Here is an 11,745-nt window from a genome sequence, read left to right on the forward strand (position 1 = left end):
GGTTCCCGTCCGCACGCGAGCGTGACGGACTAGGCTGGAACTCAAGTGACGTGCCTGTTCACTGTGAGTGTCCACAATGGAGTGGCGACGATGAGCCCGGACTATCCGTTCGACGATGCCGCAACGGCACGGGCTGTCATCGACGACCTCGGCACCGTACTGGAGTGGAACGGCGGCGCGGAGCGGCTGCTGGGCCATCCGGCTCCCGACATCGTGGGGCGCCCCGCCGCGAGTCTGCTGGCCGGCGGGGGTCCGGACACCGTCTTCGCGCCCGACGGACCCCGCTGGGACGGCACCGTCACGCTCCGCCACCACGACGGCGGCACGGTGACCGTGTGGCTGCTCGCCCATCACCGGCGCGCCCAGGACGGCAGCCCCGGACACTGGCTCGTGGTCACCCCGCTGGAGGGCACCGGGCACCGCTCCCCGGACGACCCCCTGGCCACGGCGGCCCTCGTCCAGTCGCCCTGCGCCGTCGCGGTCTACGACGAGCGGCTGCGGCTGAACCGGGTCAACGACGCCATGGCCGAGGTGATCGGACTGCCCGAGGAGCGCATCCGGGGCCTCAGACTGTCGGAGATCGGCGGCAAGCCGGAGAGCGCGGAGCTGGAGCGGCATCTGCTGCGGGTGCTCACCTCGGGGCGGGCCGAGGACATCCAGACGTATCTGCGCACCGGCGGTGAGAAGGTCGCCCATGCCTGGCTGGCCCGGATGGCCCCGGTCACCGATGCCGAGGGGCGGGTGCGGGGGGTGTGCCTGGCGGCGCACGACTTCACCGAGAACTACCTCGCCCGGGAGCGGCTGCAGCTGGTCAACGAGGCGAGCGTGCGCATCGGCACCACCCTCGACGTCACCCGGACGGCCCAGGAACTCGCGGACGTCTGTGTGCCCGCGCTCGCCGACTTCGTCAGCGTCGACCTGCTGGACCCGCAGGAGAACGGCGATCCGCCGCCGGTCCTCGCCGCACCGGTCGGACTGCGCCGCGCCGCGCACCACTCGGTCAACCCCGGCAGTCCCGAGGCCGTCGTCAAGCCCGGCCAGCTGGAGGCGTACCCGGACACCTCGCCGCAGGCCGACTCCCTGGTGGCGGGCCGCACGATCGTCGCCACGGTGGCCTCCGGCGTCCTCGACGAATGGCTGTCCTGGGACCGGGCGCGCGGCGAGCGGGTCCGCGAGTACGGCATCCACTCCACGATGTCCGTGCCGATCCAGGCCCGTGGTCTGACCCTCGGCGTGGCGGTGCTGACCCGGTTCCGGCGGCCGGACCCGTTCACACCGGACGACATGCTGCTGGCGGAGGAGGTCACGGCCCGCGCGGCCGTCTGCATCGACAACGCCCGCCGCTTCTCCCGCGAGCGGGAGACCGCCCTCGCCCTCCAGCGCAGCCTGCTGCCCCGCTCGCTGCCGCGCACCGCGGCCGTGGAGGCGGCCTCGCGCTATCTGCCGGCCGCGCGGGCCGGGGTGGGCGGCGACTGGTTCGACGTGATCCCGCTGTCCGGGATGCGGGTCGCGATGGTCGTCGGTGACGTCGTCGGCCACGGCATCCAGGCCTCGGCGACGATGGGCCGGCTGCGCACCGCGGTGCGCACCCTCGCCGACATCGACCTCGCCCCCGACGAGCTCCTCACCCACCTCGACGACCTGGTCGTACGGCTCTCCGCGGAGTCCGGCGGCGAGGGCAGCCCGGGCGAGGTGGGCGCCACCTGTCTGTACGCGGTGTACGACCCGGTGTCCCGGCGCTGCACCCTGGCCCGGGCCGGACATCCCGCGCCGGTGATGATCCCGCCGGGCGGTGTGCCGCAGCGCGTCGACCTGCCCTCCGGGCCGCCGCTGGGGGTGGGCGGGCTGCCCTTCGAGCCGGCCGAGCTGGACCTGCGCGAGGGCACCGTGCTGGCGTTCTTCACGGACGGTCTGACCGAGTCCCGGGAGCGGGACGCCGACGCCGGTCACGACCTGTTGCGCGACGCCCTCGCCGCGGACACGTACTCGCTGGACGAGACCTGCGACCGGGTCCTGCACACCCTGCTCCCGGCGGGCGGCTCCGCCGACGACGTCGCCCTGCTGCTGGCCCGCACCCGGGGGCTGCCCGCCTCCCAGGTCTCGACCTGGCACATCCCCGCCGACCCGGCGCTCGTCGCCCCGATCCGCAAGCAGGTCGTCGACCAGCTCGGCACCTGGGACCTGCTGGAGGCGTCGTTCACCGCGGAGCTGGTGGTGAGCGAGCTCGTCACCAACGCCATCCGGTACGGCGCCCACCCCATCCGGCTCCGGCTGATCCATGACGAGACCACGCTGATCTGCGAGGTCTCCGACACCAACCACACGGCCCCGCATCTGCGGCGCGCCAAGACCTGGGACGAGGGCGGCCGCGGGCTGCTGCTGGTCGCCCAGCTCACCCAGCGGTGGGGCAGCCGGCACACCACCGAGGGCAAGACGATCTGGGCCGAGATCGGTCTGGTCGAGGAGGACGGCTGACGGGCGCCGCCAGAGCGCTCAGCCCCGCTCCGCCAGCCACGGTCTGACCTGCCTGCGCGCCTCGTGCAGCCGTGACTTGAGCGTCCCCAGCGGGATGCCGGCCCGCTCCGCGGCCTCCGCGTAGTCCAGCCGGCAGATGTCCCGGTAGACCAACGGGGCGACCAGATGCGGGTGTTCGCGCTCCAGCCGCTCCAGCGCCTCCAGCAGGTCGACACGGGAGCCCGCGATGACGCTGGTGGTGCGCGGATCGGCGTACCGGGCGGGGTCGATCGGGGCGGGCTGCTCGGCCGAACGGCGCTTCAGTTCGCGGTACTTCTGCCGGGAGCAGTTGGCGACGACCGTGTACAACCAGGTGCTGAAGCGGCTGCGCCCCTCGAACGTGCCGATCTTCCGGGCGACTTGGAGCAACACGTCCTGCGCCGCCTCCTCCGCGTCCTCCCGGCACGGCAGGAACCGGCCGCAGCGCCGGACCACCTCGGGTCCGATCGCCGCGAGCAGCTCCTCCAGCGAGGCCTTGTCCCCCGCCGCGGCGCGCAGGGCGAGCTCCTCGGTCGAGGCCGGCACTAGGCGCTCCCCTCGCTGTGGATCGCAGGGCAGGCATGATAGTCGTATGCACTCCGTCGAGCGCATCGGCCGCTACCGGGTCGAACGCCCCCTGGGCACGGGCGCGTTCGGGACCGTGTGGCTCGCACACGACGACGCGCTTCAGGCGCCGGTGGCCGTGAAGGTCCTCGCCGACAACTGGTCGCACCGGCTGGACGTCCGCGAACGGTTCCTGTCCGAGGCGCGGTTGCTGCGCCGGGCCGGTTCACGACGGGTGGTGCAGGTCCACGACATCGGCGAACTCCCCGACGGCCGACCGTACTTCGTGATGGAGTACGCCGACGGCGGCACCCTCGCCGAGCTGCTCGACGACGGCCCGCTCCCCGTGCGGGAGGCGCTGCGGCTCACCGCGCTGGCGGCGCGGGGCGCGGCCGCGCTGCACGAGGCGGGGATCGTGCACCGGGACATCAAGCCGTCCAACCTGCTGCTGCGCACGGGGCCGGACGCCGGCCGGGAGGTGCTGGTCGCCGACCTGGGCCTGGCCAAGATCCTGGCGGAGGCGTCGGGGCTGACGCTGGCCGCGGGTTCGGCGGGGTACCGGCCGCCCGAGCAGGCCGAACCGGGCGCGGGCATCGACGAGCGGGCCGATGTCTACAGCCTCGGCGCGGTCGGCTACCACCTGGTCACCGGCACGGTGCCGGGGCCGCCGGGGAAGGTCGTCCGGCCGGACCGGCTGCGTCCGGGCCTGGATCCCGGCGTGCGGCGGGCCCTGATGCGGGCGCTGCGGCCGGAGCGGGGGCGCCGCTGGCCCGACGCGCGGGCCTTCGCGCAGGAGCTGGAGCGGCTGGCGTCGGGGACGCGGCCGCGGCGGCGGTACCGGTGGCTCGGCGCGGCGGCCGCGGTGGCCGTGGCTGCGGCCGGGGTGGCGTTCGCGCTGCTGGACCACGGGTCCGCGCCGACCGTGCTGCGGGTCGAGGACCGGACCGGCCGGGTCACGGCCGACGTGCCCGTCGAGTGGGGCGGCCGGCTGCGCGACTCGGGGTGGGATCCGGGGTCGCTGGGGCTGCCCTCCGGGCACCGGCCCGGGTTCGTCGTCGCGGACGACCTGGCGAACTGGCAGGACCTCGGCGCGGACGTGAACGGCATGTTCGTCGGCGTGGTCGGGGACGGCGATGTCACAGCGCTGGTGAACGTCCTCGTCCACCCCCGGTGCCATGACGACGGCGCCCGCGACCACACCCTGGCGGGGTGGCACGGCCGGGTGCGCACCTGGACCGGCTGTCCGGGCGGCGGTTCCGTCGTCGAGGCCGCGCTGACTCCGCCGGACGGGAACGGGCATCCGCAGGTGTATGTGCAGATCCGGCGGGCCGGCGCCCCCTCGGACGTCCGGCGGATCCTCGGCTCGGTCCGGGTCGACGGCTGAATCCGCGAACTTTTCCGGCCGCACCCGCATCGGACCTTGGTGACAGGGCACTACCGCCCCGTACGAGGAGTGTGGAGAGCCATGGTGAACACGTACCGCCCGGCCCTGCTCGTGAGTGGGGTCGCGCTGCTGGGGCTGCTGACCGCCTGCGGCGACGGCGGAGGCGACACGGCGGCCGCCCCGAGCACCCTGCCCGGTACCGCCGCTCCGGCCACCGGCGACGGGACGACGGCCGCCCCCTCGGTCGCACCGACCACCACGGCGCCCACGCCCTCCCCCGCCACCAGCACGACGGCCCGGCGGAGCGACCGCTGCCACACCTCCGAGCTGGAGGCCACGCTCGGCCGCAACGACCCGGGGGCGGGGCAGGAGAACTTCCCCGTGATCCTGACGAACACCTCGTCGCGCACCTGCACCGTCCACGGCTACCCGGGTGCCGCGTTCGTCGACGCGTCCGGCAGGCAGCTGGGCCCCGATCCCGAGCGCACCCCCGCCACCGCCACCACCCTGAAGCTGGCGCCGGGGCAGAACGCCTGGTCCGGGATCACCTTCGCCAACCCGGAGATCAGCGGCGCCCGTACCGCCAACCCTGACGCGCTGCTGGTGACACCGCCGGACGAGCGTGACCCGCTGAAGGTGTACTGGTCGGCCGGCGAGGTGCCGGTGTCGGGCAATGAGTCGACGGTGTTCATCACCGTGCTCGGCGAGGGTCCCGGCGCCTGACCCGGCGGAGGAGTCTCTTACCTGGGCCTGTTTTGATGGAGGGGCACGGCCCGAACACGCTCCCGAAGGATCTCCGCTGAACACCCCCCTCGCCGAAACCCTGTCCATCGCTCTCCTCGTGGCCGTGCTCGCCTGGGCCGTGATCCGCCCGAAGGGGCTGCCGGAGGCCGTCCTCGCCGTCCCGGCGGCGGGGGCCGCGATCGCGATGGGGGCGATCTCGCCGGACCACGCGTGGGAGGAGATCGAGCGGCTCGCACCAGTGGTCGGCTTCCTCGCTGCGGTGCTGGTGCTCGCGCACTTCTGCGATGTCGAGGGGCTGTTCCGGGCCTGCGGGGCATGGATGGCCCGGCGGTCCGCCGGACGCCCCGGTCGGCTGCTGACCGCGGTGTTCGCACTCGCCTCCGCGATCACCGCGGTGCTCAGCCTGGACGCGACGGTGGTGCTGCTGACGCCGGTGGTGCTCGCCACCGCGGCCCGCAGCGGCGTCCGGGCCCGGCCGCACCTGTACGCCTGCGCGCACCTTTCGAACACCGCGTCCCTGCTGCTGCCGGTGTCCAATCTCACCAACCTGCTGGCGTTCGAGGCGAGCGGGCTGAGCTTCACCCGGTTCGCGGCGCTGATGGCGTTGCCGTGGCTGGTCGCCATCGGCGCCGAGTATCTGCTCTTCCGGCGCTTCTTCGCGGACGACCTCAAGGCGGCCGTCAGCACGCCCGACACCGGCGCGGCGCCGGAGCTGCCGGTGTTCGCGCTCGTCACCGTGGGGTGCACGCTGGCCGGGTTCGTCGTGGCGTCCGCGGTCGGTGTCGAGCCGGCGTGGGTGGCCCTGGTGGGTGCGCTGGTGCTGGCCGGGCGCGCGCTCCTGCGCCGTCAGGCCACACCGCTGACGGTGGTGCGGTCGGCCGCGCCGGGCTTTCTGGCGTTCGTGCTGGCGCTCGGTGTGGTGGTGCGCGCGGTCGTCGACAACGGGCTCGCCGACGCGCTGCGGCACGTCCTGCCCGGCGGCTCGGGCCTGGTGGCGCTGCTCGGCATCGCCGCGCTGGCCGCCGTGCTGGCGAACCTGATCAACAACCTGCCCGCGGTGCTGGTCCTGCTGCCGCTGACCGCCGCGGCCGGCCCCGGGGCGGTGCTCGCCGTGCTGATCGGGGTGAACATCGGGCCGAACCTGACGTACGCCGGGTCGCTGGCGACCCTGCTGTGGCGGCGCATCGTCCAGCGGCACGGCCAGACCGTCGGGCTCGGGGAGTTCACCCGGCTCGGTCTGCTCGCCGTACCTCTGGCGCTGGTCCCGGCCACGCTGGCGCTGTGGGCGTCACTGCAGCTCGTCGGGGCGTGAAGGTCCGGGGCGGGCAGGTACGGGGCAGGCAGGTCGGCCGGTCAGCGCCCGCCGCCGTAACCGCCGTACCCATAGCCGCCGTAACCACCGCCGTAGCCGTATCCGCCGCCGTACCAGCCACCGCCGCCGCCGTATCCGCCACCCCCGTAGCCGCCGCCGTTCTGGCCGTCCCAGGAGCAGCTGTGGGTGTAGTAGCAGGACGGGTCGTCGGGGGACCAGCCCGTGGGCGTCGGCGGGGCGGCCGTGGGGGTCGGGGACGGTGTCGGTGAGGCCTTCCTGGACGCGGTCGGGGTGGGCGTGGCGACGGGGTCGCTCTTCGTGGTGTCGCTCTCGGCGGCCCAGTTGACCACCTCCATCTGGAGGTCGGTCCGTGAGGTGTCGAAGGCCCAGCGCTGGACGGCGACGTCGTCGCGGGTCTTGAGGACGAGGGCTCCCGTGCCGTCGGTGGCGGCGGGGGCCAGCGCCAGGTTCTGGTCCCCGCGCGGCACCAGGTTGCCCTGGAGGGTGAAGTCGTAGCGGATGTCCTCGGAGCCCGGTTCGTCGGCGCCCTCGCACGGGGCCAGCCGCACCGAGTAGCCGAGGCTGGAGTCCAGGCACAGGCCCGGGTCCGCGCCGCTGCGCAGCACCCCGCTGGTCTCGTAGGTCCACTGCTGGTCGCTCTTCGAGGAGCACTTGGCGAGCTCGGTCTCCGCGCCCTTGACGGCCTTTCCGCCCTCGACGCCCAGGCAGAGCCCGGAGTCGACGTTGTGCAGGCGGCCGTGGAGCGTGCCCTGGGCCTGTCCGTCGGCTCCGGCCCAGGACGGGTCGGAGGTGGAGGATCTGCCCGAGCCGGTGTCGGGGGCTTCGGAGGCGTTCGCGCCGTCGGCGGCGTTCTCGTCCCCGCCTCCCGAGGCGGACCACAGCACCAGCGGGAGAACGACGAGCGCGCTGACGGTGACGACGGCCGCGGTGAGGTTGCGGCGCCGGGCGGCGGCGCGGCGGGCGGCCTTGCGGGCCGTGCGGGTGGGGCAGGATCTGCGGGAGGCGCGGGGGCCGGCGGGTGCGTTGACAGGGGCATTCGGAGCCGCGTCCGGCGCCGTGTTCAGAGCCGCATTCGGAGCCGCGTTCGGAGCTGTGTCAGGGAGGGTGTCCGGGCTCAGGTCGAAGAAGGCCTCGCCCACGATGGCCACGGGCTGCGGCTGGGGCGGTGCCGCCTCCACCGGCGCCTCCCGGGCGGCGCGGCGGGACTCCGCGTAGGCGCGGCCGCCCCACCCGAGCACCGCCTCCGCCAGGGCGGTGCCGAGGCGGTCGTTGAACCGGTGCAGCTGGTCGGCGGTGTGCCGGCAGTGCTTGCAGCGGTCCAGGTGGGCACGGAGGTCGGGGTCGACATCGATGCCACCGCGGCGGTAGGTGACGTCGAGCATCCTGACGTAGCTGCGGCACTCCTGCTCGGGGGCGAGTTCGCGGTGCACGTGGAGGCATTCCTCGCGCAACCGCTCGCGGGCGCGGCCGAGTTCGACGCGGGCGTCCTCCTCCTCGAGGCCCAACAGCGCGGCCGGCACCTCCAGTGGCTCGGCCTCGACCTCGCTGTGCCACAGCAGACAGCGGGCCGACTGGGGCACCCGCTGGAACGCGCCGGACAGCAGCAGCCGGTCGGCGGGCGGCAGCAACCGGGCCGCCGCGCGGTCGCCGTCCTCGATCCCGGAGCGCAGCTCGGGGTGGAGCTGTTCGCGTCTGCGGTCGCCGTCCCACTCGGCGGCGATCCGGCGCACGGTGACCAGCAGTTGGGGACGCCACGCGGCCGTCGGCCCGTTCTGCCGCAGGGATTCCCCGAAAAGCCGGGTGAAGGCCGCGGTCGTGAGCATTCCGGCCGAACGCGGTCCGTCGGTGCACAGCCGGGCGTACGCGAAGGCCGCTTCCCAGTGCCGGTCGAGAAGTTCACCGACGGGGTGCAGCGCGGGCGCGGCCCCCGTCCACTTCTTCAGCTCGGCGCTGAGTTGTTCGTCCGTCGCGTCGACATTCACGGCTGCATTCCTCTCGGGGGCATACCAAACAAAGTCCATACCAAGGGGTATGCGGTCCCGCCGACGGCTGCTCTTTTGAAGCGTGGGGGACGTACGGGAGCGGTCAAGGCGGGCAGGTCCACTATTGTCCGCACGCCGACAAGGCATAACCTTTGCACAGGTCAGCGAGATGTAACAAGAGATCATTCAGTTTTGTGCATTGCGTGCGCAGCAACCGATATTGACGGTGCGTCAATACCCGGAGCGGCCCATGACGCCTTAACGACACGGCTCTTGGGAATCACTTTCACCAGGCGATGGCCGAAACCATTGAAAGACCACTCCACCCCGCATACGGCCGTCCGCGCACGTCACGTCCCAACCATTGGGCGGCCCGCGCGGTACTCACCGGGCGTCATACCGAATCGCTCGCGGAAGACGCGATGGAAATGGAAGGGGCTCACAAAGCCCGAGGCCACGGCGACCCGTTCCACCGACAGACCGGTGCCTTCGAGCAGTCGCGCGGCGTGCCGCAGCCGTGCCTCGCGCAGTGCCCGCATCGGCGACTGGCCGAGCTGCCGGGTGAAGAGATGGGCCAGCCGGGAGGGCGACAGCGCGACCTGCGCGGCGAGCGAGTCGACGGTGTGCGGGGCGCCCGGGTCGGCGGCGAGGAGTTCCTGCACCCGCTGGATGCGCGGGTCGAGGCCGGGCCGGTGCGCCGGCTCCCGGGCGCCTGCGGCCGTCAGCAGGACGATCTCCTCCAGTGCGCACAGGGCGAGTTCGCGGGCGGCGCTGTCGTGCGCCACGGCGACCCGGTCGTCGGTGCCGGGCGCCGGTTCCCCGGCGTCCGGCGATCCCGAGGCGCCCGGCCCGCGTGCGTCGGCGAGCATCCGGCAAAACGCCGCCTCGACCCGGTCGTGCGGCGTGGCCGGGGCCGCGGGGACGACGTACATCCCGTCGCCGCTGTCGTACGGGCCCAGCCAGGGCAGCCACGACGGCCGGGCCTGGCAGTGCACCCACCAGAACTGCCAGTGGCCGGCGCCCGGTTCGACGCCGTACGCGTGCGGGACACCCGGCCCGAGCACCACCAGATCACCTGCGCCTGCCCGGGTGGTGTTCGCGCCCTGCCGCAGTCGCCCCCGGCCTCGCACGGTCCAGGTGAACAGCCAGCTGGCCGAGCCCTGCGGACGGCTGATGTCGTATCCCGGCGCCTCCTCGAAGCGGCCGAGCACCACGAGGCCCGGCGGAGGTGCGGGGATGCCGGGTGCAGCAGTCCCAGATAGTTCGTCAGCGGTCATGGACATCCTCCGGATGGCTTCTGCTACCTAGCGTTACACACAAAGGACACCCGAGCGAGGAGTCAGCGGATGACAGTCACAGGCAGTGCCACCGTCATGACCGAGGACCGGCTCCGGCAGTTCCGGGAGGACGGCTTCACCGTCGTACGGGAACTGTTCGGACAGGACGAGATCGACCGGCTGTGCGACGAGTTCGCGGCGCTGCACGCGGCCGGGCCGGTGCGCGGGCACTTCGAGCCGCGGGGCGGTACGGACCCGTTGGGGGTGTATCCGCGGGTGATGCAGCCGCACGAGATCAACTCCCTCGCGCGGGAGGTGCTGCTCGACGCGCGGCTGCGGGAGGTGCTGGAGACGCTGTTCGGCGAGGAGGTGCTGGCCGCGCAGAGCATGTTCTACTTCAAGCCGCCCAGGGCGCGGGGGCAGGCGCTGCACCAGGACAACTTCTATCTGCGGGTCGAGCCGGGGACATGCGTGGCGGCCTGGGTGGCGTGCGATGTGATCGACCGGGAGAACGGGGGCCTGGAGGTCGTTCCCGGGACGCACCGGATGGATCTGTTCTGTCCCGAGGAGGCGGACGAGGGCGTGTCGTTCGCCCGGGAGTACGTGCCGCCGCCGGCGGGGCTGGCCACGGTGCCGGTGGACATGACGCCCGGGGACGTCCTGTTCTTCAACGGGAGTCTGGTGCACGGCTCGCAGCCGAACCGCACCGAGGGGAGGTTCCGGCGGTCGTTCATCGGCCACTACGTGGGCGCTTCCGCCGAGCGGATCGGGGAGTACTACCGGACGCGGACCATGCGCGGGGAGCGCGTCGTACTGCCTCAGAGCGAAGGCGCGGGTCCGTGCGGTACGGAGTTCGCACCGCACGGACCCCACTAGAAACGCGCGGGCCCCACAGGAGACGCGCGGGCCCCACTGGAGACGCACGGGCCCCACTGGAGACGCACGGACCCCGCTGGAAGCGGTCAGTGCCCCACGATCGGACGTGCCGTGTAGGGCTGTTCCAGCTCCTCGGCCTCCTTATCGCTGAGCTCCAGCTCCACCGCGGCCACCGCGTCCTCGATGTGATGCGGCTTGGCGGCGCCCACGATCGGCGCCGCCACCGTGTCCTGCCGCAGCAGCCACGCGAGGGCGACCTGGGCGCGCGGCACGCCCCGGTCGTCCGCGATGCGGGTGACGGCCTCGACGATGGTGCGGTCGCTCTCCAGGTAGAGGCGGCCGCCGAAGTTGTCGCCCGCGCTCCGTTCGGTGACGGTGCCCCAGTCACGGGTCAGACGGCCGCGGGCCAGCGGGCTCCAGGGCAGTGCGCTCACCCCCTGGTCCGCGCACAGGGGCAGCATCTCGCGCTCCTCCTCGCGGTAGAGGAGGTTGTAGTGGTTCTGCATGGAGACGAACTTGGTCCAGCCGTGCCGCTCCGCCGTGTACTGCATCTTGGAGAACTGCCAGGCGTACATCGAACTGGCCCCGATGTAGCGGACCTTGCCCGCCTTGACCAGGTCGTGCAGAGCCTCCATCGTCTCCTCGACGGGGGTGTGGGAGTCGTAGCGGTGGATCTGATAGAGGTCGACGTAGTCCGTGCCGAGGCGGCTCAGGCTGTGGTCGATCTCGGACAGGATCGCCTTGCGGGACAGACCGCCGCCGTTGGGGCCGGGGCGCATCCGGCCGTTCACCTTGGTCGCGAGGACGATCTCGTCGCGGTTCGCGAAGTCCCGCAGCGCCTTGCCGACGATCTCCTCGCTGGTGCCGTCGGAGTACACGTTCGCCGTGTCGAAGAAGTTGACGCCGGCGTCCAGTGCCTGCCGGATCAGGGGACGCGAGGCCTCCTCGTCTAGGGTCCACTCGTGGACGCCGCGGTCGGGCAGGCCGTAGGTCATGCACCCCAGACAGATCCGCGACACGTCCAGGCCGGTCGAACCGAGCTTCACGTACTGCATCGTTGCTGCTCCCGCCTTTCCCGGTGGTAGGTAAAGG

Annotated in this window: 9 protein-coding genes; 5 read left to right on the forward strand and 4 right to left on the reverse strand. The window is 72.9% G+C overall.

The genetic code is table 11. From position 1 onward, the window contains the following. Positions 1–90: 90 nt before the first annotated feature. Positions 91–2,475: a SpoIIE family protein phosphatase gene (locus PH203_RS33735; RefSeq protein WP_289925027.1), complete on the forward strand. Its 2,385-nt coding sequence runs from the start codon at positions 91–93 to the stop codon at positions 2,473–2,475. Positions 2,476–2,493: 18 nt separating this feature from the next. Here the strand turns inward: PH203_RS33735 and PH203_RS33740 are convergent, their stop codons facing one another. Further along, the gene (locus tag PH203_RS33740) at positions 2,494–3,039 is read right to left on the reverse strand and encodes an RNA polymerase sigma factor (protein ID WP_289925028.1); all 546 of its coding nucleotides are present in this window, start codon (positions 3,037–3,039) and stop codon (positions 2,494–2,496) included. A 46-nt stretch (positions 3,040–3,085) separates the two neighbouring features. On the opposite strand from PH203_RS33740, the gene PH203_RS33745 reads away from it, so the two are divergent. The 3 genes from PH203_RS33745 to PH203_RS33755 all read left to right on the forward strand — a co-directional run bounded on the left by PH203_RS33745 (position 3,086) and on the right by PH203_RS33755 (position 6,497). Beyond that, positions 3,086–4,441, forward strand: coding sequence for a serine/threonine-protein kinase (locus PH203_RS33745; protein WP_289925029.1), 1,356 nt, complete (start codon positions 3,086–3,088; stop codon positions 4,439–4,441). Between the two features lie 81 nt (positions 4,442–4,522). Next, entirely contained in the window at positions 4,523–5,164 is a 642-nt protein-coding gene (locus PH203_RS33750; RefSeq protein ID WP_289925030.1) for a DUF4232 domain-containing protein, read from the forward strand. 76 nt (positions 5,165–5,240) lie between these two features. Beyond that, positions 5,241–6,497, forward strand: a complete 1,257-nt coding sequence (locus PH203_RS33755; protein WP_289925315.1) for an arsenic transporter — start codon at positions 5,241–5,243, stop codon at positions 6,495–6,497. A gap of 41 nt (positions 6,498–6,538) precedes the next feature. Here the strand turns inward: PH203_RS33755 and PH203_RS33760 are convergent, their stop codons facing one another. Both PH203_RS33760 and PH203_RS33765 read right to left on the reverse strand, forming a co-directional pair. After that, on the reverse strand, positions 6,539–8,539 hold the full coding sequence (locus PH203_RS33760) for an RICIN domain-containing protein (RefSeq protein ID WP_289925031.1): 2,001 nt from the start codon (positions 8,537–8,539) through the stop codon (positions 6,539–6,541). 311 nt (positions 8,540–8,850) lie between these two features. Further along, a complete protein-coding gene (locus PH203_RS33765; protein WP_289925032.1) occupies positions 8,851–9,777 on the reverse strand; it encodes a helix-turn-helix domain-containing protein in 927 nt (308 codons plus the stop codon). 69 nt (positions 9,778–9,846) lie between these two features. Between PH203_RS33765 and PH203_RS33770 the strand changes: the two genes are divergently transcribed. Then, the gene (locus PH203_RS33770; protein ID WP_289925033.1) at positions 9,847–10,653 is read left to right on the forward strand and encodes a phytanoyl-CoA dioxygenase family protein; all 807 of its coding nucleotides are present in this window, start codon (positions 9,847–9,849) and stop codon (positions 10,651–10,653) included. An 86-nt stretch (positions 10,654–10,739) separates the two neighbouring features. On the opposite strand, the gene PH203_RS33775 is transcribed toward PH203_RS33770, so the two are convergent. Then, positions 10,740–11,708 (reverse strand): aldo/keto reductase, encoded by a 969-nt coding sequence (locus tag PH203_RS33775; RefSeq protein WP_289925034.1) that lies wholly within the window; start codon positions 11,706–11,708, stop codon positions 10,740–10,742. Positions 11,709–11,745: the final 37 nt, after the last annotated feature.

Origin of the sequence: Streptomyces sp. S.PB5, from assembly GCF_030403745.1 — a bacterium.
Classification (GTDB): domain Bacteria; phylum Actinomycetota; class Actinomycetes; order Streptomycetales; family Streptomycetaceae; genus Streptomyces.